22 protein-coding genes are annotated in these 26,989 nt (G+C 48.9%); 14 read left to right on the top strand and 8 right to left on the bottom strand.

Annotation, left to right across the window (positions count from 1 at the left end; genetic code table 11):
- The first annotated feature begins 188 nt into the window (after window positions 1–188).
- The gene (locus tag WFK81_RS03380; protein WP_336785025.1) at window positions 189–647 is read left to right on the top strand and encodes a hypothetical protein; all 459 of its coding nucleotides are present in this window, start codon (window positions 189–191) and stop codon (window positions 645–647) included.
- A gap of 148 nt (window positions 648–795) precedes the next feature.
- Here the strand turns inward: WFK81_RS03380 and WFK81_RS03385 are convergent, their stop codons facing one another.
- A complete protein-coding gene (locus tag WFK81_RS03385; RefSeq protein WP_336785026.1) occupies window positions 796–1,689 on the bottom strand; it encodes a LysR family transcriptional regulator in 894 nt (297 codons plus the stop codon).
- A 149-nt stretch (window positions 1,690–1,838) separates the two neighbouring features.
- Between WFK81_RS03385 and WFK81_RS03390 the strand changes: the two genes are divergently transcribed.
- Window positions 1,839–2,699: an SDR family NAD(P)-dependent oxidoreductase gene (locus WFK81_RS03390; RefSeq protein WP_336785027.1), complete on the top strand. Its 861-nt coding sequence runs from the start codon at window positions 1,839–1,841 to the stop codon at window positions 2,697–2,699.
- A 309-nt stretch (window positions 2,700–3,008) separates the two neighbouring features.
- Here WFK81_RS03390 and WFK81_RS03395 read toward each other — a convergent pair whose 3' ends face one another.
- Window positions 3,009–3,449 carry a MerR family transcriptional regulator gene (locus WFK81_RS03395; protein ID WP_336785028.1) on the bottom strand — a complete coding sequence of 147 codons (441 nt, stop codon included), beginning with the start codon at window positions 3,447–3,449 and terminating at the stop codon, window positions 3,009–3,011.
- Between the two features lie 85 nt (window positions 3,450–3,534).
- On the opposite strand from WFK81_RS03395, the gene WFK81_RS03400 reads away from it, so the two are divergent.
- Complete coding sequence (locus tag WFK81_RS03400; RefSeq protein WP_336785476.1) at window positions 3,535–4,347, top strand: aldo/keto reductase; 813 nt, start codon at window positions 3,535–3,537, stop codon at window positions 4,345–4,347.
- A 475-nt stretch (window positions 4,348–4,822) separates the two neighbouring features.
- On the opposite strand, the gene WFK81_RS03405 is transcribed toward WFK81_RS03400, so the two are convergent.
- The 3 genes from WFK81_RS03405 to WFK81_RS03410 all read right to left on the bottom strand — a co-directional run bounded on the left by WFK81_RS03405 (window position 4,823) and on the right by WFK81_RS03410 (window position 6,323).
- Entirely contained in the window at window positions 4,823–5,209 is a 387-nt protein-coding gene (locus tag WFK81_RS03405; protein ID WP_336785029.1) for a hypothetical protein, read from the bottom strand.
- A gap of 291 nt (window positions 5,210–5,500) precedes the next feature.
- Window positions 5,501–5,734, bottom strand: a complete 234-nt coding sequence (locus WFK81_RS30935) for a chloride channel protein (RefSeq protein ID WP_442956026.1) — start codon at window positions 5,732–5,734, stop codon at window positions 5,501–5,503.
- 172 nt (window positions 5,735–5,906) lie between these two features.
- Window positions 5,907–6,323 carry a hypothetical protein gene (locus tag WFK81_RS03410; protein ID WP_336785030.1) on the bottom strand — a complete coding sequence of 139 codons (417 nt, stop codon included), beginning with the start codon at window positions 6,321–6,323 and terminating at the stop codon, window positions 5,907–5,909.
- 194 nt (window positions 6,324–6,517) lie between these two features.
- Here WFK81_RS03410 and WFK81_RS03415 point away from each other — a divergent pair, with 194 nt between their 5' ends.
- From WFK81_RS03415 to WFK81_RS03430, 4 genes are all read left to right on the top strand, one after another.
- Complete coding sequence (locus tag WFK81_RS03415) at window positions 6,518–7,942, top strand: spore germination protein (protein WP_336785031.1); 1,425 nt, start codon at window positions 6,518–6,520, stop codon at window positions 7,940–7,942.
- A gap of 4 nt (window positions 7,943–7,946) precedes the next feature.
- Window positions 7,947–9,068 carry a GerAB/ArcD/ProY family transporter gene (locus tag WFK81_RS03420; RefSeq protein ID WP_336785032.1) on the top strand — a complete coding sequence of 374 codons (1,122 nt, stop codon included), beginning with the start codon at window positions 7,947–7,949 and terminating at the stop codon, window positions 9,066–9,068.
- 86 nt (window positions 9,069–9,154) lie between these two features.
- Window positions 9,155–10,153 carry a Ger(x)C family spore germination protein gene (locus tag WFK81_RS03425; RefSeq protein ID WP_336785033.1) on the top strand — a complete coding sequence of 333 codons (999 nt, stop codon included), beginning with the start codon at window positions 9,155–9,157 and terminating at the stop codon, window positions 10,151–10,153.
- Window positions 10,154–10,779: 626 nt separating this feature from the next.
- A complete protein-coding gene (locus tag WFK81_RS03430) occupies window positions 10,780–10,941 on the top strand; it encodes a hypothetical protein (protein WP_336785034.1) in 162 nt (53 codons plus the stop codon).
- Window positions 10,942–11,438: 497 nt separating this feature from the next.
- Here the strand turns inward: WFK81_RS03430 and WFK81_RS03435 are convergent, their stop codons facing one another.
- Complete coding sequence (locus WFK81_RS03435; RefSeq protein ID WP_336785035.1) at window positions 11,439–13,484, bottom strand: beta-galactosidase; 2,046 nt, start codon at window positions 13,482–13,484, stop codon at window positions 11,439–11,441.
- Window positions 13,485–13,666: 182 nt separating this feature from the next.
- Here WFK81_RS03435 and WFK81_RS03440 point away from each other — a divergent pair, with 182 nt between their 5' ends.
- The 6 genes from WFK81_RS03440 to WFK81_RS03465 all read left to right on the top strand — a co-directional run bounded on the left by WFK81_RS03440 (window position 13,667) and on the right by WFK81_RS03465 (window position 19,484).
- Complete coding sequence (locus WFK81_RS03440) at window positions 13,667–14,512, top strand: helix-turn-helix domain-containing protein (RefSeq protein WP_336785036.1); 846 nt, start codon at window positions 13,667–13,669, stop codon at window positions 14,510–14,512.
- A 288-nt stretch (window positions 14,513–14,800) separates the two neighbouring features.
- Window positions 14,801–15,304 carry a MarR family winged helix-turn-helix transcriptional regulator gene (locus tag WFK81_RS03445; protein WP_336785037.1) on the top strand — a complete coding sequence of 168 codons (504 nt, stop codon included), beginning with the start codon at window positions 14,801–14,803 and terminating at the stop codon, window positions 15,302–15,304.
- Window positions 15,305–15,372: 68 nt separating this feature from the next.
- Complete coding sequence (locus WFK81_RS03450) at window positions 15,373–16,833, top strand: aryl-sulfate sulfotransferase (RefSeq protein ID WP_336785038.1); 1,461 nt, start codon at window positions 15,373–15,375, stop codon at window positions 16,831–16,833.
- Between the two features lie 11 nt (window positions 16,834–16,844).
- Window positions 16,845–17,882, top strand: coding sequence for an ABC transporter substrate-binding protein (locus WFK81_RS03455; protein ID WP_336785039.1), 1,038 nt, complete (start codon window positions 16,845–16,847; stop codon window positions 17,880–17,882).
- A gap of 13 nt (window positions 17,883–17,895) precedes the next feature.
- Window positions 17,896–18,708 carry an ABC transporter ATP-binding protein gene (locus WFK81_RS03460; RefSeq protein WP_336785041.1) on the top strand — a complete coding sequence of 271 codons (813 nt, stop codon included), beginning with the start codon at window positions 17,896–17,898 and terminating at the stop codon, window positions 18,706–18,708.
- Window positions 18,705–19,484 (top strand): ABC transporter permease, encoded by a 780-nt coding sequence (locus tag WFK81_RS03465; RefSeq protein WP_336785042.1) that lies wholly within the window; start codon window positions 18,705–18,707, stop codon window positions 19,482–19,484. Before WFK81_RS03460 ends, WFK81_RS03465 begins: the two co-directional genes overlap by 4 nt.
- Before the next feature lie 89 nt (window positions 19,485–19,573).
- On the opposite strand, the gene WFK81_RS03470 is transcribed toward WFK81_RS03465, so the two are convergent.
- Entirely contained in the window at window positions 19,574–20,587 is a 1,014-nt protein-coding gene (locus WFK81_RS03470; RefSeq protein WP_336785477.1) for a LacI family DNA-binding transcriptional regulator, read from the bottom strand.
- Window positions 20,588–21,100: 513 nt separating this feature from the next.
- Between WFK81_RS03470 and WFK81_RS03475 the strand changes: the two genes are divergently transcribed.
- Complete coding sequence (locus WFK81_RS03475) at window positions 21,101–24,112, top strand: glycosyl hydrolase (protein WP_336785043.1); 3,012 nt, start codon at window positions 21,101–21,103, stop codon at window positions 24,110–24,112.
- Between the two features lie 1,089 nt (window positions 24,113–25,201).
- Here the strand turns inward: WFK81_RS03475 and WFK81_RS03480 are convergent.
- Window positions 25,202–26,743, bottom strand: a complete 1,542-nt coding sequence (locus WFK81_RS03480) for an alpha-L-rhamnosidase-related protein (protein ID WP_336785044.1) — start codon at window positions 26,741–26,743, stop codon at window positions 25,202–25,204.
- Window positions 26,744–26,989 lie beyond the last annotated feature (246 nt).

The raw sequence follows: 26,989 nt of genomic DNA on the forward strand, positions 1-26,989 counted from the left end.
TCCCAAAAAATATTCAAAAGCTAATTCCCGTTATTGGACCAAAACCGCTTCTTCTATCATTATCACACTTCTTTATCATGTGATATCCCCCGGACTGAACGGATTATTCAAGTCCTAAATCTGTCGGCTGAAACAGCTGGAATCGATACGGTTACCGTAATTGGTCCGTTATGAAAGGAGGTGATAGTATGTCTGTTAATATTGTAGATCACCAATATCAAGATGTTGCTGCAGGAACGGGTTCGCTTCCGTTTTTAATCTCACCGGGTGCAGAATACCTGTTGACTTCAGTCTTTCTCCAAATCAGCAACATCAACAACCGGATTGAACTAAAAGCAACAATTGGCTGGGAAGCACAACTGCTGCTGCTCACAATTGTACCGAAGCTGCTCTTTCGCATTCGGAGAGGCGGAACCGCAGCTCCTGCTCCTATTGTGTTCCAGACAACAGATTCTGCTTTTATTGGAACAAGAGATGAGGGCCCTTGGGTAACGCTTGATTTCACGACAGCCCTGCAGCATACGGAATCGACAACTGCTGGTCTAGTTGGTACATTCCAGCAATATGCTCTGACCGTAGAACATGTTGGTCAAAATGCCGTTACCATAACTGGTCCCGTGCATCTTGCTGGAAAGGTCTATCTGTAATTAGTCTCTAAATAGGTGATTGGGTACAAATTAGAGGAATAAATTCCTTCCAGTACAGCCAGATCAGTTCAATAAATACTGAAAGGGCTCTGCCTATTTAGCAGAGCCTTTTTTCAACTATAGTCTCCCGTTAGCTGAATGCGTCCCCCTATTTGCTAGCATTCATTTCTTTTATGATTTCTATAAATTGATTGACTACCTCCGATGGATGTAATGAATATAGCAATCCATATGGAACTGCAAAATCCAAATCACTTGGGATCGTCACCAAGGATGGATGAATATCTGCCCACGCCTCCAATGTCAGCATCACCGTATTGCTTTCCTCGCAGCGATTAAACCCATCAAGGTCGTAGAGTCGCGGAACCTCTTTAATTCGTATTTGAGGATGATTTTTTATCAGAAAATCACGTATGTCATGAATGACTGAGCAGTTCCCGCCGTTCACCACAACCAATCTCTCCCCATACAAATCTGTGACAGAAAGTGTTTTCTGAGAAGCCAGCCTATGCTGCCGAGATACGGCAAAGCAAAAACGGTAACTCCCCAATTCAAGCACACGGTAGTAATCCTTCCAGCGGTCTGCAAGAAATGGCCCTACCATGATATCGAACGATTGGCCGATCGTACGGTAAGTGGTTGGGAGGGTATGTGCGTCATCTTCGAAATGAACGATACTTATTCCGATTTGCGGCGATAAGTCGCTAATTCCATTCCACAGATCAATCAAAACCTTACATGAGTTAAGCATAGAAGTGCCGACCCGAACAATATGCCGATTTGCTTGTGCGGCCTGACGCATACGAATCAGAGATTCTTGATAATATTGCAACATAAATTCTGCATCCTTGATAAAAGCTGCGCCTGCCTCTGTGAGCTTGACACCGTGGTTGGTACGGTTAAAAAGAGGGGTTCCGGTTTGCCTTTCCAACAAATTCATTTGCTTCATCACCGCGGTAGAAGAAATAAATAACTGTTCGGCTGCCTTAGAGAAGCTTCCGGACTCCGCCACTTGAACAAACGTCTTCAGTTGTTCATTCATTCAGAAATTCCCTCCTTTTGCATGAACCAATAGTTAATACCATGCTAACCTATTTGAAGTTCCGTATCAAGCTGGTAAGCCGTAACATTAGACAAGAACGACAGAGAACAAAAGATACTACACATAGGAACATATTGGAGGAGAAAACAATGGAAAACAAAGTCTGGTTCATTACAGGAGCCTCTCGCGGATTAGGGCGCATTTGGGCTGAGGCCGCACTCTCTCGCGGGGATAAGGTTGCCGCGACCGCTCGCACACTGGAAAGCATCGTCGACCTTAAGGAACGTTTTGGAGAAGCCGTTCTCCCCCTAGCGCTCGATGTGACGGATGCTCGTCAGGTCAAGCGTGTCGTTCAACAGGCACATGCGCATTTCGGCAGGCTGGACGTCGTCTTAAACAATGCCGGATACACGTTGGTTGGCACGACTGAGGAGGCTGGCGAATCCGACGTCCGCGAACTATTTGACGCCAATTACTTTGGTACTCTTCGGGTCATCCAAGCTGCCCTGCCTTTGCTTCGACTACAGGGCAGCGGGCACATTCTCGGAGTCTCAAGCGCCATGGGCATTGTTGCGGCACCGCTCATCGGATTCTATTGCGCTTCCAAATGGGCAGTCGAAGCACTGCACGATAGCCTCTCACAAGAAGTTAAAGGCTTCGGCATTAAGGTGACGTTACTTGAGCCTGGCGCATTTGCAACCGATTTTGGAAGTCCCTTGTCCATGAAGACATCACAGGAATTGGAAGTCTACGCCGAACTTCGAAATCAGGTGTTCGGTCGTTTATCGACTGAACACCGAGGCGATCCGCGGGCAACAGCCGAAGCGATTCTTCAAATCGTAGACGCCCAGGACCCGCCTCTGCGGTTTGCGGTCGGTGCTGGAGTCTTGCCTTTGGTACGCGGAGCCTATGCCGATCGATTAGCCGCTTGGGAGGCATGGGAGGCTGTATCGAACGAAGCGCAAGGCAACCCGACAGACCATTTACTTAATTCCGATACCTCAAAATAGCACTACATTCGCGTATAGCAAAAATATTGAAGTGTCGTTATGATGGCGAATCAGTTGCTTAGTTGATAATGTTCTGAATTGAACGGCAAGCTGTAAGATCATGCCCAACACGATGGTGCGTCATAAGAATCCTAAATTTGCGATAATCTGCCCTTTACGTTAATGAAACGGCAGCTGACTTGAGGGTCAGCTGCCGTCCTGTTGTATTGAGCTATAGTTCCTTGTTAGTTGGATTTAGACGGGTGTGGATCATTAAGAAATTCCGAGTAAATTATTCAAAGGGGTTAGGTCTCATGCGACATCTTACGTTTAAAAAGCAGGCGAGTAAAATACGTCGCTATGCATATGCTTGATTTTGTCCCAGTTACCAGGATTCATCGTGTCTAGAGAGCGGTGCTCCAGAATGGCCTGATATAGTAAAGTTTTTTGTTCCAAATGGGCAACGTGCTGTTTGGCTTCTTCAAGCCTTGCGATTGCCTCCTTTTTATGCTCCATCATGAGTGAATAGCGTTGCGAGAGGGTCGTATCCCCTTCAAGACAAAGATCAATGTACATTTTGATAACTTCAATCGGCATCCCGGATTGCTTGAGGCATTTGATGCCATGCAGCCAGTTAATCGATTCGTCATCAAACATCCGAATATTGTTTTTATTACGTTGTACGCTTGGCACCAGACCTTTATCCGTGTAAAAGCGTACTGCGTGCTCGGTGAGTCCCGTTATTTGAACGGCCTCTTTGACTGTATACATGTGAAATCGCCCCTTGGAAAATAAATATTATAATAGCTTGACTTCGTGTAACACGAAGGTTCTAAGCTTAGTGTAACGCAAACGGATCATCGGCTTCGGTGTTTACCAAGTTCATGATGCTGAAGAATGCGAGAAAGCCGTATATGAAGCGCTAATGGCTGGTTACCGCCTAATCGATACTGCCTCAGGTTATTTAAATGAGGAAGCGGTGGGGCGTGCAATCAAGCGCAGCGGTATACCACGTGAGGATCTGTTCATCACAACCAAGCTTTGGGTTCAGGATGCCAACTACGAGAGTGCCAAGCTGGCATTTTCCAAATCCCTGAAGAAGCTCCAACTCGACTATCTGGATTTATACCTTATTCACCAGCCTTTCGGCGATTACTATGGCGCTTGGCATGCGATGGAAGAGCTATATCGTGAAGGCAAAATCAAGGCAATCGGGGTTAGCAATTTCCTGCCTGACCGTTTGATGGACCTTATCGTGCATAACGAAATCGTGCCAGCTGTCAATCAAGTCGAAACGCACCCGTTCTACCACCAGATCGAGAGCGCCGCTTTTATGAAAGAGCAGGGAGTGCAGCACCAATCTTGGGCACCTTTAGCTGAAGGACTTAACAACTTGTTTGGGAACGAAGTGCTAGCCTCAATTGCAGAAAAACACAACAAGTCCGTCGCCCAAGTCGTGCTTCGCTGGCTTGTTCAACGTGGAGTCGTTGTAATCCCGAAATCGGTGAAAAAAGAACGGATCATCGAAAACTTTAATATTTTCGATTTTGAATTGAGCACGGACGACATCGAACAAATTTCCACTCTCGATACGCAGAAAAGTCTCTTCTTATCGTACCGCGATCCGGAAGTCGCCAAGATGATGGGGAACTGGAAAGTCGATCTGTAAACTTGAATAAGCATAAACTCATCATGCATTTATCCTCATCTGTAAAGAAAGGACAGGTCTCCCTGTCCTTTTTTATTTAAATTGTAGAAATAGTAAAACTGCTTGTATCGGTATACATCGTCCTTTAAAATTGGCTTACTAAAAGATGGGTTTCTCACTATCTTGGGGCTGTGAATTATACCCTAAACCACGCTATCCTGCCCGTTAACGTAACAAAGCTGCCGATCATGTGCCGGCAGCTTTGTTAAATTGGTCATTCAACTATCGTTCACCGATAGCTTAACGCCTCATTTTCTAGTTGCTATTATTAATCCCGTTGACCAGTTAAGTTCGACAATTTGAAATTCTTCTAAATTCCGCATAGTACTTATCAAATTTTTAACCTTTTCTTCATGGCCTGCAGTCCATGTGTCTACCGGGTTCAAATCATCAATTATATAGAATCCACCGGAGTTTACCATCATTAGAGTTTCTTCTAAGTAATAATACTTTCCTGGCCAAGTGTCTGCAAAAATAAAATCAAACTTCTTTCCTTTACTTTCTTCAATAAAAACACCGCCATCTGCCGTAATAAACTGTACCCGCTCATCATCAATAACAGATTTTGCAATATTCTGTATTGATTCGTCATTTCAACAGATATCAATCGAGATGACATATCCATTCCATCTAATATCCATGTTGTTGAAGCTCCAGCTCCAGTTCCAAGTTCTAAAAATATGCCTTCTCGTTTTGAGCTAGCGAGAACACGTAATAACTGACCTGTTTCAATATCACAAGACATCTTAAAGTTTAATTCATTTGCTTTTTCAAGAATATCATTAAGTTTTTTTGGTTTCATTCCAAACACACGCACCTTCATTTAGTATTTGCCCCAATTGTATAACAAGTGCTTCCATTTCCAATTCGATGAATAGGCTTGTCTTAAAAGGTTCGACCAAATATTGGAACTATCCTGCCCGTTAGTTTAATAAACACTGTCGCTGATTTTGTTATCTGCAGCTGGCCCAATGAAGGATCTTATCGGAAATGTTATCAAGTTCTTGTCATTTCATTTTGACAAGAACTTGATAACATAAAATAAAAAAGCCGCAATTTATGCTGCTTACAATGTTACTATGTTCTTGTCACCCGACATCATTTTGCAAGTTCGCTAGCCTTCAATTGCTTCAACTATCGAAATACCAAAACCAAGATGATTGCCTAAAGCACTTTCCACTGTAGGGTAACCAACCCCCAGCACTTGCGGGTACAAATAACCAACTATACCGACTGCAAGTCCCCCCAGAGCCGGTTTCACCCATTCTGTAATGCTTTTAAGTCGTTTCCATTGTATTTCAAAAAACAATAAGCTTTTAAGGTAAATTAGTGAAAAAGCCCGCTGAATATCAGAGGCCGCTGAAAAAGTCCATAAAGAGCAAGCACCTCACCTTTTTGAGGAGCTTGTTCTTTTTTTGCTTAAGGCTCTGTTATGACTGATTGTTGATTTTCGAACAAAAAAACCGCCTCTTTATTGGGCGGTGATTAACTGAATAGATTCTTAAAGTGCAGCATTTGAATTACATGCCAATAAACATATTTTTGCTAAAGGTGGCCCAGTTTTCTCCTCTATATCCAGTCATACCCTCCAAGTTCACAAAACAAGGGAGCACAGTGTACATTACGCCAGACATGGCGTTTACCCGAAATGTCAAGGCGAATCTCATCATGGAATTATCAGCAGGTGTTATCATTGCCATATCGGGGCGTATGGCGTTCTCTGCTGTTAGCGCATCTTTCATTCCTACGCTCGCGATGCCGACAGCCATATTACTCCGAATCCAATAATTCGAAACGTTTGTCGCTGACGCTATATCAGCCCGCTTATCATACGTCAATAAAATTTGATTTGAAGCGACCTGTCTTGCTTCCAAAAGAATAGGATGAGGCGGCATCGTCGGCATCATCTGTCGATCGGTATGGAAAAACATAAACATTTATAACCTCCACATTTTGATGAAGTAGTCAAATGACCAATCTCATCTCATTTTATGCAGGTTCATTATTATAGTTCTTTCTAAGTCAGTAAGTCTCACTAATAAAGATTTCCAATTGTTAGTTTAAATCGCGATACAGAAAAGCATAATAAAGGTAATCTCAGCGCGGGCTGATTCAGGAGGTGAACGATACGATGACAACAATTTCTTTAGAAGCTTTAAAGCAGCGCCTCGCCCTAATGGAGGACGCGGTGATAATTGATCGAGAGACTACCGATGGACTTCGTTTGACATTTATTTATCTTGAAACTTTAATCGATCAGGAGCGTCTTAACGAATCGATTCTTGTGCCTCTCGTTCAATCATTCCAAAGTTCGGTAGAAAAAAGCCTGACCACCGCCCAAATTACGCGTTTATCCAATTTAGAGCAATCCTTCCAGTATCTCATGAAGGGTTCAGTTCTGGTTCACGACTCGTCCAGCGGGCGATGGCACACTATTATGCTCCCCAACTCGCTCAGCCGGTCCATTGAAACCTCAGAGACGGAAACAATAATGTTTGGCCCAAAAGACAGTTTCAGCGAGTTGCTGGAGCAAAACATCTTGCTAATTAGAAGAAGACTTCCTTTAACAGCACTCAAAACAGAGAGATACTCCGTCGGCTCCTTAACCCAAACAACCGTAGTTCTTATGTACATCGACGGGCTAATCAATCCAGAATTTGTTACGGTCGCGAAAAAAAAGCTTTCCAGCATCGACTTCGATATGTTTTTGGACTCTTCACATGTTGCAGCGTTTATGGAAGATCATTATCACAGCATCTTTCCTCAATATCTTCAGACCGATCGACCGGATTCCTGCGCGTATGCACTAGGCATCGGAAAATTGGTCATTTTAGTCAATAACACTCCTTTCGCCTTAATCGCTCCGATTACGCTGTTTCACTTGTTTCAGTCGCCAGAGGATTATATAAACCGCTGGTTAGTAGCTAGCTTTTTGAGGCCGTTACGTTATCTCAGTTTCCTTCTTTCCATTACGCTAATTCCACTTTACGTGGCATTAACGACTCATCATTATCAAATGCTTCCTCTGCAAATTTTATATGTAATCATCGAGTCTCGTAGCAAACTGCCGCTATCCCCCTTCTGGGAAGCGTTTATTATTCTTATTACGCTAGAAATTATGAAGGAAGCCAGCCTAAGAATGCCGACCAAAACGAGCCAAAACTTGGGGGTAATCGGAGGAATTGTTATAGGACAAGCTGCAGTAGCGGCCGGATTCGCAAGCAAAGTGTTAATCGTATTGGCAGGCATTTCGGCGATATCCACTTTTCTCGTTCCAAACTATCTGGTCACCAAATCCAGTTTACTGCTTCAATTCATATTCTTGATGCTCGCGACCTATTTAGGCGTTCCCGGTATCTTGCTTGGACTTGTCGGCCTGCTTGCTCATCTGAACGGGCTTACGTCCTTGAACCAGCCCTACTTGGCGCCGGTATCACCGTTTTATTGGAGAGATTGGGTCGATCTTTTCGTCCGAGGGCCGTTACACGCTATGCGCAATCGTCCTGAAGCATTGCGTCCTTTGAACAAGTATCGTATTAGAAGAAGGAGTAAATGAACCCATGAAAGCTATATCGCTGTTTCGAAAAACCTCACATCAAGAAAGCGGGTTTTACGCGCTCTTCCTTACCAATAGGATTCAAATGCTTTATTATATGATTGTCATGCCCTCAGCCCTCGTGCAACCTTATATGTTATTGGCGATTGTAGCAATGGGCATAGCCTCCCAATTTTGCCTATATATGCTGTCCAAGTGGTTCGCAACTCCCTACTCTGCCCAAGGGTACAAGGGTTTTGAAAAATTATTCGGAAAAACAGGCATCAAAATGTTAGCTTTGGCAAGCTTGCCGTTCCTTTTGTTCAAGATCTCTTTCATTTCAATCAGTTATGCCGCTATCATGCAGCAATTTGTTTTTCCCTCTATGGACCGAGAATGGCACATTGTATTTCCTTTTATCCTTAGCTGCTATTTCGCGCTGTTTGGAATGGAAAACATGATACGGTTCGTAACAGTCGTGTTCATTGGAACGATTGGGATCTTTTTTCTGTATATTCCGTTTTTTTTGGTGCAATCAAATTCGATTCACGAACTATACCCTCTCATTCCGATTGGCCCAGAGCCGTTTTCATGGAAATCCCTACTGCTCGTTTTTTCGTCGTTTTCTGGACCTGAATTTTTAATTGCTATTTCATACTGGCTGAATCCGCAACAGAAAATGCTGAAATATTTGACGATCGCTAACACCATCTCGGTCGTCGAGTATCTCTTAATTTCCATTGCGGCTTTGCTCTTCTACGGTTCCAAATACTTGCCAACCATCAAATACCCGAACTTGGAGATGGGGCGCTACCTGCAATCTCCTATATTTGAAAGGGTCGATATTATCTTGATCTCGGCATATATGTTCAGCGTCCTTTACTCAATCGCCTTGTTCCTGTTAATGATATATGGCGCATCTCGTTTTCTGGGCAAGACGAAGACAAGCACTACGCGTATTGGGCTGATCTTTAGCAGCTGTGCGGCGATGGCCGTCACTCTCCCGATCAGTATATGGTTTTGGGAGCCCGGGCTCGAACAGGCCTTTTGGCTCGACCTGCAGATGTGGGCAGGATCAGCCTCATACTTGTTAGTGCCTCTTCTTGTCTGGATCGCGATCAAGCGCAAAGCCAGGAAAACGTTATGAAATGGTTCATGCGAGCAATGCTTGTGCTGCTATCGTCTTCTTTGTTGATACTCGCGTGCGGTTGCGTCCTCTTACCGGAAAACAATATGATTGAAGAAATCACGCCGATCATTTTCTGGTCCGTGCAGGGAGGAGGAGAAGATGGAAAGATTTCAATCAGCACGATCGTCCCTCCTCTAATCAAGGAGAAGAAACGAGTGCTTAATCTTAAGGTCTCTCTATTAAACGAAGGCAATAAAGGGTTTAATTTGACCTATTATAACGAACTGAAAGCCGGCCAAATCCGCTTGTTGTTCGTGGACGAAGCTTATGCGAAACGGGGGCTGACCCGTCTTATCAATACCGTTCTGACCGATCCGAACATTTCGCAACGGTTGTATTTAGTCATCACGAAAGGCAACTTTAATGAATTCCTCGCCAAACACTTGGATGAAACAGACAATATTGATTATTACCTTTATCGTATGTTCAAACATTACGAGAAGAAAAAACAAGGAGAAATTACTGTCGTCAATTTGCACCAGTTTATGAAAATGCTGTACTCTCCGGTTTCCGATCCCCAGCTATCCGTATTTCGCGCGGAAGGCGAACAGTTTCTTTATGAAGGAACAGCATTTTTCGACCAGGACAGTATGGTTGCGGAGATACGTGGAAAGGACGATCAAATCAACCAATTGTTGTATAGGGACAGATTCGTACGATATTTAGTCCTTCCTGACCTCTCGGTTACATTAGGACATATTCGCGCGCATACCCGTAAGAAACTAACCCCGGATTTATCATCCCTGTCCATCGAAATCGATGTGAAGGGAAGAATTGATGAATTGAATTCACTCGCAAGAATCGAGGATAACTTCCAATATGCCGCTCTTACACAAAAAATCGAACGGTACTTGGAGGAGAATGTTATCCGCTTGCTATCCCAAATGCAAAAATTACAGATTGACCCCCTTCAGATCGGGGGGTTGACTGCTAAACCATTCTCCAGACCAATAACGAGAGATACATGGGATCGGCATTGGTCTACTATGAAGATTAATGTAAGAGTGCGGCTACATTTAGAGCCTCTGACGAAGGTGAAATAGGAAGTTGGAATCTTGTTCAAAGACTGTTGCTGTCTTATTGAATTCAGAGGGAGATCACAATAGTTTCAAATTCTAATCCCTTTTGAGGAATGACGAGTAGATGGGTAAAATCACGTCAACAATGGTTCCTTCGTTGACCGTGCTTTCGATGTGAATACTCCCTCCGTGTTCGTGGACAATCTTGTTGCTGGAGGAAGGATTGTGTCTTATACCTAAAAAACCCCCAATCGTTTGTGGACCATGCTTATGCCGCAGCCATTCCAATAAAAAAAGAGCCATCCCTCACGGGGCAGCCCTCTAAACATATCTATTTATAATATCTTCTTCTGCGTTGCCTAACGTACCTGACGCGAGCGCCTAGCAATATAAACAACAACATGACCGACCAGGTAATCGTAATCCCCAAACTCCAGCCTTTTGATTTCGCACTTAATTTCGAGGAGCACGGGATTGTATAGAAGTTCTTGTCCTAATGCGACTATGTATAGAAGTTCTTGTCTTGAGCTCACGACAAGAACTTCTATACAAAAAATAAAAAAGCCGCAGTTTATGCGACTTTTATTGTATAGATGTTGTTGTCATCCCTACACAAAAAGCTATCATGGATCAGGTCTGGGGGCAGATCAATGGCTAAAGATCCAAAAGAGGTGCTTATCACGCTCCACTTGGTTAAGGACGACTCCATCGGCTACTGCGACCCCGGTACCGGAATGTGCGTTATGCCTGTCGCAGCAAGCACCACTGAACAAGCTAAGCTTCCAACGAACCAACAATCCCGCGACAAGTAAATCTATTGTCGCAAGAACGAAAGTAAAAAACCTAATACCACAGCAAGAAGAGGCTCCTGCTGGTCTGGAGCCTCTTTTGTTCTTTCACGCTATCCTGCCCGTTAGCTTAATGAGTTGTCATATGATCATACAAAAGAACCCCTAAAATCCCTCAGGAGTTCTTAAGATTCTCTGCATTTTTAATTCATTGTATATTGCTGCCTGACGCTATTCCGCTAAACAGCTTTGTTTTCTGCACCCATATATTAAACGAGTGAGATTAACTAAAGAACTTTTTTCCCCACACCAGCCTACTTACATCCAGGTAACTTGCTCTTAGACCCATTTGTAACCTTCCTGTAATATTCCGCTCAGGTTCCTTTCATTATCGGTTACTATAATAAGAGACAAGACCCCCCTTTATATATTCTCTATTGTTGCCTGCGGCTGATTGCCACAGGCTTTTTGTTTGCGCAGCAAAAAGCCCCCGAAAGAACATTCCCGCGGGGGCTCATACCTTAAAGCTCCAACACCATAACGCCGTAAGCCGGCATCTCTACATCGTTTTCCACTGTTGCTCCGGTCAGGAGGTCTGTTACTTGCTGCTTCACCTGAATCGTAACCGGCTGATCCGAATAGTTCAGCAGGAAGGCGTAAGAAGCATTCTCCGAAGCGCGAATACCAATCTCGACTTCGGCCGGGGCGGTGATTCGGTCCGCGAGAGGCGAGCTTAATCCAATCTCATCCAAAATCCCGTCAACTACGGGTTCGCTGTAAGCAGCCCCTAAGTACCAGACTTGACCTTCCCCAACGTTCCTGCGGGTTAAAGCCGGCTCCCCTTGATAATATTCGGACGAGTAACGGGCGACAACTTCCGCATCCGGATTCTGAACGCTAAGCACCTCGTTGAAGCCTACCGCCTTCGTGCCTTCGGACAGTCTGCCTTCCCATTGCAGCTCCGCGGCGTTTACTTTACCTTTGATAAGCGTAAAGTCCTCAACCGTAATACCGCATAATCCCGCAACCGGACCCGGGAATGGACGCATGTAGCATTGACCGTTCATATCCTTGTACCCCGTGCGGGCACCCAGGAACAGCTTGCCCCCCTGCTCCACATAGCGGGTCAGAAGCTCGGCCGTCTCATCGGTCATAATCGCCGAATGCGGATAGACAATTACTTTGTACTTGGCTAAATCCTCGAGAGTCGTATTCGAACGCAAGAAAAGGGAGTCTGCCGGAATATGCCGGTACTGCAGCTGCTTGAACCAGGAGCGCATGCTCTGCCACTGCAGAGGGCCATGCCATACATCCATCTCTCCATCCCAGGTATTGTTGTAATCCTGCATAACAGCAACTTCCGCTTGATACGCCGTCCCTGCGATTAGAGAGCCGATCTTGGCGAACTCGCCGCCAACCTGCGCCACTTCCCGCACTCTCCGGTTTGGCTGATTGTGGTAGTCATTGATGCCATGCCAATAAATTTCGGTACCAAACGTTGCCGTACGCCAGCGGAAATAAACGAGCAGATCGGTTCCGTGAAGCACCGATTGATACGACCATAAACGGATTTGTCCCGGTCTTGGCGTTCCCATCTCTATCCGGTCGACCCAGCCGCCTGGCCCGGACTGCTGCTCCATGACGCAGAAGTTCTGCGAGATGGACCTGACGTTTGTCAAATTAATGCTCCATTGGCGATCCAGCAGTGGGGCGGTTTCATTGTCGTTGTAGAAAACGCTGCTGAACTGCGGATACGAATCATACGAGAAGAAGTCGAGCAGCTCATCCGTCATCTTATGATTGTCTAGATGACCGAACAATCCATTAGTCGTTACCCAATGCTGAGGCGCCAGTTCGCGGATAATATCAACCTGCAGCTTGGCGAACGAAATAACGTTATCCGAAATAAACCGCTTCTCGTCCAATGCCAAATGCGGGTTCGGCGAATCCGTCTGCGACAGATGCAGCTGCTCCCAATCCGTATAGGTCTGGCTCCAGAATACCGTACCCCAAGCTTTATTGAGATTGTCCAACGTCTCATACTTTTCTTTGAGCCATAACCGGAATGCGGCATGGTCGGCTTCGGCATAAAACACGTTTTTCTCGCAGTTGAATTCGTTATCGATCTGCCAGCCTATAACCGCAGGATGGTCCTTGTAAGCGTTCACCATATTGCGCACGATTCGCTGCGAAAGCTCCCGGTACTTCGTGCTGGAATAATTGTAATGGCGGCGCATGCCATGCTTGATCAGCACGCCTTCTTTCGTTGCATTCAGCACCTCGGGATATTTATGCGTCAGCCAAGCCGGCGGCGTTGCGGTAGGCGTACCCAGAATGACTCTTAGACCGTAACGATGCGCCAGATCCATTACCCGCGTGAAAAAGCTGAAATCGAATATGCCTTCCTGCGGCTCGAGCATCGCCCAAGAAAATTCCGCCATCCGGATTACCGAGATATTCATCTCCCGCATGCGGCGGAAATCGTCCTCCCACAGCCCCTCCGGCCAATGCTCCGGATAATAGCATACTCCTAATGTTAACTCGTCCATGCGGATCGATTTTGCCATTATGACATCCTCCTTAGCGTTTCTTGTTTCTACCTCCATTCTAGTAGACGCCCAGTCAGAAGGATATGACAAAAAGATGCGAACTGTATTAAAATATTGTCATCTGTTTTCCCATTTACGACTGTATTATCTTCTAATTGAACATATCGTATAAAAATATTGCGTTACAATGAGGTGTATTCATGAAAGAGCATATCTTTCTTCCAAAACCGATTTTCCCCCGCCACATCTGCTTTCCCGACTTCATTGGCGGCTACAGCGAATTTCCGGAGCATGCCGTCAACCGTGAATTTGCCACAACCGAAAACAACCTCGACAGATATTACAATCTGCATATCGTACTGGATGGGAAAGGCTATCTTCACACGGACAGCATGACCTACGAGCTCACGCAAGGGCAAGGTTTTCTGTACGGCCCCGGTCTTAGGCAAACTTATCATTCGGATGCCCGGGATCCCTGGAGTATACGATGGGTGCATTTTTACGGCGCAAGACCGGAGGAGTTGCTCGACGGAAAAGGTCTAGACGAACCTTGGCTCTTTCATTTGCTCGATCTTGCGCCCGTTGAAGCCTTAATGGAACGCCTCCTGGGGCTGGGCAGAAGCTATGAAGTAGACGACGAATACGCGGCTGCTTCTACGTTGTACGAGCTGCTCACCAGAATACAGACAACCGCCAGTCAGCTTAACGTGTCCGTCCATCAAGCCTCAGACAAAATCCGGTCAGCAGCCAATTACGTGCGCGCCCACTGCAACGAGCCCTTTACTCTGGAGCAGGCGGCCGCGATTGCCGGGTACAGCTCCCATTATTTCAGCCGGAAATTTAATCAAACCTTTGGCAAGTCCTTCTCGGACTTTCTGACCGAAGCGCGCATTTTGCGGGCGAAGCAGCTTCTTGCCTCAACCCGCCTATCGGTCAAGCTTATTGCGCTCGAAACCGGCTTTTCCCAGACCAGCTATTTCAGCAAATGCTTTCGGGATCAGGAAGGAATGACACCGCTTCAATTCAGGGAAAGGCATAAAGCGTAAAAATATTTTTCAAATACCACTTGACTCGTCGGAATTATCGGGTTAATATCAATCCATAATCCTTCAACGTTCATTCTTTTAACGTTGAACTAATTTCATAAAGCCGATTGGATAACCAAAGGCCCAACTCACGTACCTGATCACGGGACGTCTGTTGCGGCCTTTTTGTTTTCTTCGGATTATGCTTTCGAAGTAAGAATCATCACGAGCGGCCCTAGGAGGTTACAAGAACAAAACATGACAGATTTCATATCCCAAATGGAAGAAAACGATTGGCTGTTCAGGAGGATGGTCCGCAGATTCGTTAAGGAACGCGACAAAATATCCGTGGAGGATATCGCCTTGCCCGGCTTCCTTATTCTCAGGAGCATTCAGCTGGGCGGCGCGCAAAAGCTTGGAGAGCTGGCGGAGCAGCTTGATCTGACGTCCGGCGCAATTACGGCGCTATGCGACAAGCTGGAAGCAAAAGGCTTCGCACAGCGGCAGCGTCTGCAAGGCGACCGCAGGAACGTATGGCTGGACATTACGGAGGAAGGCCGGCAGCTGTTAGAACGGTATCCGGAGCTTGGCAAGCGTGGAGTAAGTCTCTTATTCGGCAGCTTTAACGAGGAAGAGCTCGCCTGCCAGAAGGAAATTTTCGAACGTATTTATGCCAATCTGGAAGGCTTCTCGGAGCGCTATATGGCAATGGTCAAGGAATACGAAGAGCAAAAAGCGGAAGATAAAACGGAAGAACAACCAATAAAACCGCCTGCCGCCAAACCCAATCAAAATTATTTTTTGAATTATTAATCTATTTTACTTTAGCTAATGCTTACGAAGCATGAATTGCTTCACAATTCATTTTAGGAGTGTTGAGAATGGGACATCCCACTATTTATCCAACCGGAGCAACGGTTTATTTGCCTGAGAAGGCATGGAGCGGCTATACGATTTTCCAAGCGGCCAACGTTGGTGCCCTGCTGATTGATATGAGCGGCAAAGAGGTTCATTTGTGGAAAGGCCTGCGCGGCTTCCCGAACAAAATTTTACCGGGCGGTTACGTGGTAGGCAGCACCAAGGAACGCGATCCGAAATACGGCTTCCAAGACGAAGCCGACCTGGTGCAAGTGGATTGGAACGGCAATATCGTATGGAAATTCAACCGCCTCGAATACATAGAGGATCCGGGCTACGAGCCGGAGTGGATGGCGCGCGCGCATCATGATTACCAGCGCGAAGGCAATCCGGTTGGCTACTATGCTCCGGGACAGGAACCGCAGACAAACGGCGGACGCACCCTCATTCTCGCTCACCGCAACGTAACCAAGCCGGAGATCTCCGATAAGCTGCTGCTCGACGACGTTATTCTCGAAGTGGACTGGGAAGGCAATATCCTGTGGCAATGGGCGGTAAGCGATCATTTCGAAGAGCTTGGCTTTGACGAAGCGGCCAAGAACGTTCTGTTTCGCGATCCTAACGGACGTCACTTTGGCGGCAATACGGGCGGCGACTGGATGCATATCAATTCCGCGTCATGGGTAGGTCCGAACAAATTTTACGATGCCGGCGACGAGCGATTCCACCCGGACAACATTATCTGGGATGCCAGGGAATCCAATATTATCGCCATTACGGACCGCCAAACCGGCAAAATCGTCTGGCAGCTTGGCCCGGACTATTCGAAGCCGGAAGTCAAGCATCTGGGCTGGATTATCGGTCAGCATCATGCCCATATCATCCCGCAAGGACTGCCTGGCGAGGGCAATCTGCTTGTATTCGATAACGGAGGCTGGGGCGGTTACGGTCTTCCGAACCCTGCATCTCCTTACGGCATCAAAAATGCGGTCCGCGATCATTCCCGTATTCTGGAGATTAATCCGGTCACTCTCGAGATTGAATGGCAGTATACGCCAACGGAAGCCGGCTTTATGGCTCCGCTCGACTCCTATCGTTTCTACAGCCCGTACATCAGCTCTGCGCAGCGCCTGCCAAACGGCAATACGCTGATTACGGAAGGCGCAGACGGCCGAATTTTCGAGGTGACGAGCGAACATGAACTGGTATGGGAGTATATCTCCCCTTACAAGAACAAAATCAACGCCAACATGGTCTACCGTGCTTACCGCGTCCCTTACGAGTGGGTGCCTCAGCTCGAGAAGCCCGTTGAAGAAGCGATTGTTCCGCTCGACGTTGCCGACTACCGGGTGCCGGGCGCCGCGGCAAAAGGAACCGATTCGGTTGTGGAAGTGATAGGCACCGGAGAGTACGGCGAAGGCGCATTCTGCGTCGCGACCGTCGAAGAACACTCAAGCACGGCCGAATCCGGAGAAGAAAGCTGAGGCGAAGTCAGATGAAAAAGTTCGGTATTCTCGCATCGGTTCTGGCCGTTGCCTTCACCCTTGCCGCATGCGGCGGCAAGGAGAATAAGCCGGCTGCGGCTGAAGCGAATTCAACAAACAGCCAACAGGCGGAAGCTGCTAACGACCCGATTAAGATCAAAATCGCCGACACCTCAACCAACCCGGTGCTCCGCGTGGCGAAAAGCAAAGGCTTCCTCGAGAAATACGGCATAGATGCCGACATCATTACCTTCGCTACGCCTGCGGAGGGTATTAATTCCTTGTTCATCAAGCAGGCGGATATCGGCTGGGGCGCGGATTTCCCGTCGCTGAATGCGGTAAGCAAAGGCGATTTCTCGATTATTGCCGCGACTGGCACGGACACTGAGGCATCGGCTGCCCAATGGAAGCTGTTTGTCCGGGATGAAATCCAGTCCCCTGCCGATCTAAAGGGCAAAAAGCTAAGCACCCTTCGCGGCACGTTCCTCCCTTACTTGTGGGATGTGTATCTGAAAGATAACGGCGTAGCGGCTGCGGATACGAAGGAGATCGGGCAAGGCGGCTTCGACGAGGCTTACGTGGCGCTCAAAAAAGGCGAAATCGACGCCAGCTGGGTGATAGGCGCTACGCTGATCGATAAATTCAAAGCCATTGATGGCGTCCACGAGCTGACCGATATGTCCAAAACCTCCGTGCGGATCGGGGGAACGATTATCGCCCCTAATTCCTTGATTAAGGATCATCCGAAGGCGGTTGTCAACTTCCTGAAAGCCTTGGATGAGACCTCCAAGTACATTGCGGCTAATCCGGATGAAACCGCCGACATCCTGTTTAAGGAGACCAAGCAGCCGAAGGAAGCAACCCTCCGGGATTTGGCGACGAACAACTGGACCGTTGGTTTTACCCAGAAATCCTTCGACAGTCTGACGAATCAGAAAAATTACATGGTAGGAGCCGGCATTATTAAGAACGACTTCAACCTCGCCGATAAGCTGAGTCTGGACAGCGTGCAACAGGCGGTACCCGATCAGTTCACCTATAAGAAATAAGGAGAGATGACAAATGTTGAATACGAGTCCATCTCCAAATACGATTACCATCGAACGGCTTAATAAAAGCTATTCCGACGTGAAACCCGGCACTGCCGGCTCCGTTCATTACATTATCAAAGATATCGATCTGGTCGTGAAGGGCGGAGAGTTCTTCGTTCTTCTGGGCCCAAGCGGCTGCGGCAAATCCACGCTGCTCAATATGATCGCGGGTTTTGTCTCCAAGACCGGAGGCAGCCTGCGCGTCGGGAACGATGAAGTCGACAAGCCCGGCAAGGAAAGAGCGGTTGTCTTCCAGCAGGCGGACTCCTCCCTCTTCCCCTGGCTGACGGTCCGGCAAAACGTTGAGTTCGGCCTGAAAATGAAAAAGATGCCAAAGGACCAGCGCAAGGAAATATCGGACCGCTATATCCGGCTTGTCGGATTGTACGGCCATGAGAACAAATTCCCGCGCGAATTGTCCGGCGGCATGAAGCAGCGCGTTCAGCTTGCCCGCGTATTAGCCAATGATCCGGCGATTCTGCTGATGGATGAACCGTTTGGCGCCTTGGACGCGATGACAAGACGGATCATGCAGAAGGAATTAAGCCAGATTTGGCGGGAAACCGGCAAGACGGTGATTTTCGTCACCCACGATATTCAGGAAGCGCTGCTGCTGGGACAACGGATCGCCGTTATGTCTACCGGACCTAATGCCAAGATCTCCAGCATCTATCAGGTTCCGCTCGGCTATCCGCGCGATCCGGCCTCCCCGGAGCTGAACGAGCTTCAGCGCCATATCCAGTCCCACTTTGACGCCGAGCTGGAAGGAGGCATGTACCCGTGAAGGTTTTGCAAAAGAAATGGGTAACGATTCCGCTGCTGTGGGTCATCACCTTCATCGTTTGGCAGGTTGGCGCATGGATCTATGGTCCGGAGATTATTCCGAGTCCTGCCGCTACCTGGCAAGGAGCGCGGGAGCTGCTCAGTGACGGTTCATTAATGAAATATATCGGCATCAGCTTCTACCGGGTATTCGCCGGCTGGGCGCTTGGCAGCCTTCTTGCCATTCCGATTGGACTTACCATCGGCAAAGTAACCGCGATCCGCGTTTTTGCGGAGCCGTTCCTGAACTTTGTCCGGTTTATCCCTCCTATCGCGTTTATTACGCTGTTCCTCGTATGGTTCGGCATTGGCGAGCAGTCGAAGATTGCCCTCATTATGTACGCGACTCTATTTATCGTCATCATCAATACATTAACCGGCGTGCTCGCTATTGAAGAGGACCGGATCCGCTCGGCCCGCAGCATGGGCGCTTCCGAATGGCAGATTTTGCTCCATGTCGTCATTCCGGCCACCACGCCTTATATTTTCACCGGCATTCGGCTTGCTATGGGTACCTCGTACATGGCGATCATTGGCGCCGAGATGATTGCGGCGAACGAAGGCGTAGGCTTCCTCATTTGGAACTCCAGACTTTACTTCCGTACAGACTGGATCTTTGTCGGATTGATCAGCCTTGGCCTGATGGGCTTCCTGACCGACCGCATCGTCGGCTGGCTGGGCAGCAAGCTGTTGTTCCCGTACGGCGTCATTAATACAACAGCCCTTCGCCGCCGCTGAGAAAACCTCTATCGAAGCTCTCGAAGATAAGTGGTAACAAAAGAGCTGTCTCCAGGCCGGCCGTACCGGAACCTTGAGACAGCTCTTATTCATGATCCGGCGGCACCGCAGCTCTGCCGCACGATCAGCTCCGGCGCAACCATAACCGAGCTCGACTGCAGCTGGCCGTTCATCAGGTCATACAGCATTAGAGCCGCCAGAAGGCCAATCTTCTCCTTATCCTGTCTTACGGTTGTCAGCGATGGAGTGATGTATTGGCAAGCTTCAATATCGTCGCAGCCGATAACGGCAACATCCCCCGGGACGTTTAGCCCCTTCTCTCTGATTGCCCGAATCGCCCCGATCGCAAGCAAATCGGAAGCCGCGAATACCGCACGCGGAACCTGCCCCGCTTCAATCATCCCCGACATCGCCTCATAACCGGAATGCTCGAAAAAGTCGCTTCCGTTCCGGAAGAACGGCTCCAGGACAGGCAGGCCGTAACGCTGCAAGGCCTCCCTGTACGATTGCTCCCGGAACTGGGAGATCCGGCTTGTCCCCGAGCAGCCGATAAAGCCAAATTCCTTGTACCCCTGCAGGTAAAAATGCTCCACGGCCCGGTTCGAAATATGGCTGTTGTCCGACATGACGTAACCGGAACGGTTACCGGTCAGCTCAAGATCGATTCCGATGCACGGAATATCGCTCTGATCCAGCTCTCCGATTCCGGAATCAATCTCGTCGCCGGAAATAATAATACATCCGTCCACCTGATAATGCCGGCAGCGGGACAAATAGTCCCCTTCCGAATCTTCAAGTCTCTCATTCGAGAAGAAGAGCAGGTCGTACCCTAACAGACCTATTCTTTTCTTAAAAGCGTTGATTACATCCACAAAGAAAAGGTGATTGAACTCGGCATTTATTTTACCCGCGTATACAACGCCGACCAGCTGGGATTTACGTTTCGGAACCTTGGCTGCATTGGAGGCCGTATACCCGTGCTCCTCCATAATCCGTAACACGCGCTCCCTCGTCTCGGTACCGACATCATCGTAGTTGTTTACGATTTTAGAGACGGTCGACACGGATACCCCCGCCAGCTCGGCGATTGTCTTTATCGTTATTTTCACCGCAATCTCTCACTTCCGTGGGCAGATTTACCCTTCTTCTCTTCTTTCATCCATCCTACCACACCTGTTAATTTTCGGAAATACCACAGTTATGTGTTTATGAAGTTACGAAAACTTTCGTTAGCAAAACAGGATTTAAGCCCTATTTTTGTAAAAATACCCACTTTCCTCTTTACAAAGGAATCAATCGCGACCATAATCAAGATGGAATTACGAAAACTTTTCGAAAATCGCTCCACTACACTCCTCTTCGTTTCGCTACGCACACACATCAATCGCAATCACTTCCGTTTTGCCCTCATCTTAGACATCTAAACAGAATCTATCTCATGCTGTAAACGACAGAAGACGGTTCCGCAATCAATGGATTATGGAGAATAGGTCTTCTTTTTTTGTCGTCCTTAACCTACGAAGGGAGGCGATGTTGCCTGACCGTGGTGTCCGGGCACAACTTCATGGCATCGGTGAAGAATGCAGAACACAGACCTTTTTTTGAGGAGGAGCTTCATGAAGAAGGATATGAGATGGACCAAACTGATGGTATTAACCGCATTGTTTGCATTCACTATACTAGGCTCGTTTACTTCGCCGGCAGCGGCCGCTACGATTGCGGTAGGCGCGGGAAGCTATACGAATAGCCTGCCTGCAGGACAGACGGGACCTCCCGCAACAATCTACAAAACCTCTAATGTGACCGGGGCCATGCCAACCAATGACTGGTGGAGCTCCCTCGCCTGGAAGGCCTACTCGGACGTGATGTTCCCTCACCCTCTTGCCGTTCAGGCAAAAGCAGACGGGCTTGGCATCGGCTATCCGGTGCAATCCGGCAGCGCAGACGCCATGTTTGGCGCGTACGTCAACGATTTCACCCTTGGCCATTCCGCCCAATCGAACTTCCCGGATGCCAAGGTAGACGCCTTTTCCGATTGGACGGTATCGATGCTGTTCAGCAGCGGCGGAACCATGCGGATTACAACCGGGCACGGCCTGCCGTTTATCTACGGTACATACTCCGGCGGCCTGCCTAAGCTCACTTTCCCATCCGCACCAACCGTCTGGTCCGGCAGCGCTTCAAGCAGCGTTCTGGGCGTAACGATTAACGGTCATCACTACGGGTTATTTGGACCTACCGGCTCCACCTGGTCTGGCATTGGAACCTCTACGCTTACCAACTCGCTGAACGGCAAGAGCTATTTCTCGGTCGCCGTTCTTCCGGACAATACGGCGGCTACTCTAAATGCCTACAAGCAATACGCCTACTCCTTCGTAACCAATACAACATCGAACTACTCCTACAACTCTTCGACCAGCAAGGTGTCTACAACCTATTCCGTCACAACGCAAGCCATGGAAGGCACGCAGACCGGTACTATTATGGCGCTTTATCCTAGCCAGTGGAAAAATACATCAGCCTCGCTGCTCCCTTACACCTACGACAGCGTCAGAGGAACGATGAAGACGGTATCGGGGTCCTCTTTTACAACATCGCTTACTTATCAGGGCATTCTCCCTTACCTGCCTGCCGTTGGCAGCTATAACAACGCAACCTTGAACAACTATATCGAGTCCGTCCGGACCGAAGCGAACCATACCGTTGGGGCAACCGATACGTATTGGCTTGGCAAATATTTGGGCCGGATCGCCAACCTGCTCCCCATCGCCCAGCAGGCCGGCAATACGGCAGCCGTTACGAATTTCGAGAACTATCTCGAGACAACGCTGAGCAGCAATTTGACTGCGGGGACAAAAACCAACAACCTGTTCTACTACAACAGCAACTGGGGTACCCTTATCGGCTACCCGGCCAGCTATGGTTCGAATGATTCCTTGAATGACCATCACTTCCATTACGGCTATTGGGTGCGCGCAGCGGCTGAGGTGGCCCGCAACAATCCAAGCTGGGCTTCAACCTCTAACTATGGCGGCATGGTGAATATGTTGATTAAAGACTTTGCCAACTGGGACCGCTCCGATACCAGCTTCCCTTATATGCGCAACTTCGATCCGTACGCCGGCCATTCCTGGGCATCGGGCAACTCGGAGTTTGCGGACGGCAATAACCAGGAATCGTCTTCGGAAGCAATTAATGCTTGGTCCGCGATGATCCTGTGGGGGCAGGCTACGGGAAATACGGCTATCCGCGATGCGGGGATCTACCTGTACACGACCGAGGTCAACGCGGTGAACGAATATTGGTTTAATATCGATGGAACCAACTTCAAAAGCGGTTATAACCACAACTACTCCTCGATGATCTGGGGCGGCAAGTCCGTCTATGCAACCTGGTTCTCGGCCGATGTGCAGGCGATCCGCGGCATTAATATTTTGCCGGTAACCGCTGCCTCCGCGTATCTTGGCTACAAGCCTTCCTATTCCGCTGCCTTCCTGGCGCAAACGGCCTCCGAACGCGGGGGCAATGCCTGGAACATGTGGCCGGATATATTCTGGGAATACCAAGCTCTGTATGATGCGGACGGTGCGATCAGCCTGTTTAACGCGAATCCGAACTACACGCCGGAGGACGGCGAGACCAAAGCGCATACGTACAGCTTCCTGTATAACATGCAGGCGCTTGGTCAGGTGGATACTTCCGTAACAGCAAATGTGCCAACCTACGGCGTGTTCAAAAAAGGCTCGACCCGCAACTACGTCGCATACAATCCGGGAACCTCGGCCATTACGGTTACGTTCTCGGACGGAGCTACCTTGAGCGTGCCTGCCGGCTCCGTCGCTTCCTCGCTCGGAACGGTCGTTGTACCAAGCGGACCTTCGATCACCAGCATCAGCCCGTCTTCCGGGTCAGCGGGAAGCACGGTAACCGTAACGGGCAGCGGATTTGGAGCTTCGCAAGGCACGTCTGCTATTAAATTTGGTTCTGTTGCCGCTGCCGTAACAAGCTGGTCAAATACTTCGATTACGGCGACAGTCCCTTCGAGTCTTGCGGCAGGGAGCTATAACGTGACGATTACAACTTCAGCCGGCACAAGTAATGCTGTGAGCTACACCGTCTCGGGGGCTTCACTCTCGAGCAATGTGCTCTATGTGAAATCGGGCTCCAGCCTAAGCTTTACGGCAGGAACGGCGGCAGCCAGCGATACGATTGCTAGTGCTGGCGGAGCGAATTATGACGGTAATCCGCATAGCGCAAGCACTTACACCATTACCGGCATTAATGCGACGTATGATGCAACCAAATCAACCGCCTTCCACCTGTTCCTAGATTCGGGTGCAAGCGTTGGCAATGGCGTTCAAGTACAAGTCACCTATGATTTTAACGGCAACGGAAGTTCCACGAGAGTAGAAACCTACGGCTACTTCGCAACCAATGACGTTACCGGCTGGGAGGATTACACGCAGGGCGGCGGACCAACCTCGGCAACCGGCTCCTTCGCGAACATGAACAACGGCACTATCACAATCAAGGTGTGGAGCGCGATTGGCAACGGCACATCCTCGCTTCGCGTCAATGCGAGCAGCGCCAACGGCCAGCAGTCTACCGTGACGGTACCGTACAAATAAAGAAAAGACCGTTCGCTCCGGGCATCTTGTGCCCGGCCGCGAAGCGGTCTTTTTCTGTTTGGTGCTGAAAGGCGGGTTTCAGCCTTTCAGACTTTGCACTGTAGTCGCACCCCACCAGAATTCAAGCTGTAAGCTCCCTTTGGAGCTTACAGTCCTTCATTCTAGCTAGTTTGACCGCCGTTAGCATCCTTTGGCGCTTACAGCCAACAGTTGGGCCGGGTTCCTCCGCTTCTGCTGGGCTGTAAGCTCCCTTTGGAGCTTACAGTCCTTTATTCTAGCTAGTTTGACCACCGTTAGCCCCCTTTGGCGCTTACAGCCAACAGTTGGGCCGGGTTCCTCAGCCTCCGCAGCCTTGTAAGCTCCCTTTGGAGCTTACAGTCCTTCAATCCAGCTAATTTGACCTCCGTTAGCCCCCTTTGGCGCTTACAGTCCTTCAATCTAGCTAGTTTGACCGCCGTTAGCATCCTTTGGCGCTTACAGCCAACAGTTGGGCCGGGTTCCTCAGCCTCCGCAGCCTTGTAAGCTCCCTTTGGAGCTTACAGTCCTTCAATCTAGCTAGTTTAACCGCCGTTAGCATCCTTTGGCGCTTACAGCCAACAGTTGGGCCGGGTTCCTCTGCTTCCACAGCCTTGTAAGCTCCCTTTGGAGCTTACAGCCCTTAAAACTAGCTAGTTTGACCGCCGTTAACCTCCTTTGGCGTTTACAGCCAACAGTTGGGCCGGGTTCCTCAGCCTCCGCAGCCTTGTAAGCTCCCTTTGGAGCTTACAGTCCTTCATTCTAAGCTAGTTTGACTGCCGTTAGCATCCTTTGGCGCTTACAGCCAACAGTTGGGCCGGGTTCCTCAGCCTCCGCAGCCTTGTAAGCTCCCTTTGGAGCTTACAGTCCTTCATTCTAAGCTAGTTTGACCGCCGTTAGCATCCTTTGGCGCTTACAGCCAACAGTTGGGCCGGGTTCCTCCGCTTCTGCTTGACTGTAAGCTCCCTTTGGAGCTTACAGTCCTTCATTCTAGCTAGTTTGACCGCCGTTAACCACCTTTGGAGCTTACAGCCTTCCAATCTAGCGAGTCTCAAACGCCGTGGTGCTGCTCAACTAAATCAGATACTTCCTGATAAAGTAAGTTGGCGTGCAGCTCCATGCGTGGCAGTAGCTGTTGATCAGGTTGCTGCCGTACGGCGACAGCTTTTTGTCCTTCGGATTGTACAGCTCCCAGAACGTATCCGCCCCGTCCTTAATCATCTCGCCCCAATAAGCCTGCATCTGCCGATTGGCTTTCTCCCTGCTGCCAACCGAGAACAAGGCCTCGATCAGATGGTGATACATATATGGCGTCGTCATTCCGATCGCCGGCTGCTCCTCAAACAGGCGCTCCAATAACGCTGCGTTATCCTCCGCCGGCAATACGTCCGCAAGGACTAGCCATATCTGCGACGCCCAAGAAATCTGGCGATCGGAGCCGCTGACGAAGAAGCCCGCGTCCTCATCCCATAATTGAGTAACGGCTGCCTCGGCCGTTCGTGCAATCTGTTCTTCTATATACTGCTGCTTGTCTGCCAGACCAAGAATACGGGCCAGCTCCAAGCCGCGCTTCAGGCAATAGATCAATACGCCTTGCGATGGCGCCTGCTTATTCAGCTCCGGATGCCAGTCGATAAAGCTCCACCAGGTCTCGTCATCACGCACGATTCCCCGCTCATCCAGCCTCTCCACGCCAATCTCCAGCTGCTCCATGGCAATCGGCCACAGCTCTTCAAGCGTTTCCCTGTCCCCGGATGCCTCATAATAGTCGTACAGGCAAGCCACAAAAAACAGCGCATAATCGTAAAGCCGAGTATCATCCGCATGGGCATGAGGCTTCTCAAACACGCAAGCTCCCACCGCACCGTCCGGAAGCCGCATGCCGGCAAACAAATACAAGCAGCGCTTAACCAAATCATGGTTGTTAAACGTCAAATAATTCGCCTGCGCCTGCAGCCTTAAATCACCGATCCACAGCCTGCGGTCCCGCTTCGGCCCGTCCTCAAATACGGTCTGCATGCAGTCCTGCAGCGTCTTGACCGCAATCCGGTCCATCTCCGCCCATTCACCTGATACACTATCCGGCAGCGGCGCAACGCGGGCAACATCGCCGGATGTAACCGCCGTGCACTCTACCTGCTCGAATGACACGTTATATTTTTTCGACGTATCCAGAACATCCACCTTGATATAACGGAACGTATACCGTCTAGGTAGCTTAATCTCTGCAGGAAGCACATCAATAAAGATGGTCTCCTCCTGCAGCCAGGAGCTGCTCAGCCATCCGTCGTACGACTCAAAAGGCTCCGCAATCTCGCATGGCATCTCCCCAATCGTCAGCTTCAGCTTTAACGGCGCATCCGGCGGGCTTCCGACGGGCTTCACCTTCAAGCTCACATAACCAACAAGGTGATCGCCAAAGTCCAGAGTAAAGCTTTCTCCTTTTCCGAGCACCCGCTCCTTCCACGCCTGATCCTCCGCCTGCTCAACCCGCCAGCCTTGAAAAGCCTCCTCATCCGCCACGATTTCAACAACGGATTTTGGCTCAACCACGCTTGTCATTAATTCAGGTATTAACGCTTCCGCTTTATCGACCATCGTTTGATTGATTAGCATCTATAAATCCCTCCCGTATCCTGCTGTCTTAATTTCTTCTACCTATAATCGTATGCGCTTACATGGTATCCAACAAGGGCCAACCTTTTTGGATAAGCATCCGATTTTTTTAGATTCCAGGCCTGCCAACGTCAGCGATTTTTGGGTTCCGCGTACGATTAATTTGGATCGCCCGGCGAAACCCCGCGCCGTTACTGCGCTGTCAAAAAAAATCCGACATGAGCCAAAAAAAACAGCGCTTATCAA

Origin of the sequence: Paenibacillus sp. MMO-177 (genome assembly GCF_037147795.1) — a bacterium.
Taxonomy (GTDB): domain Bacteria; phylum Bacillota; class Bacilli; order Paenibacillales; family Paenibacillaceae; genus Pristimantibacillus.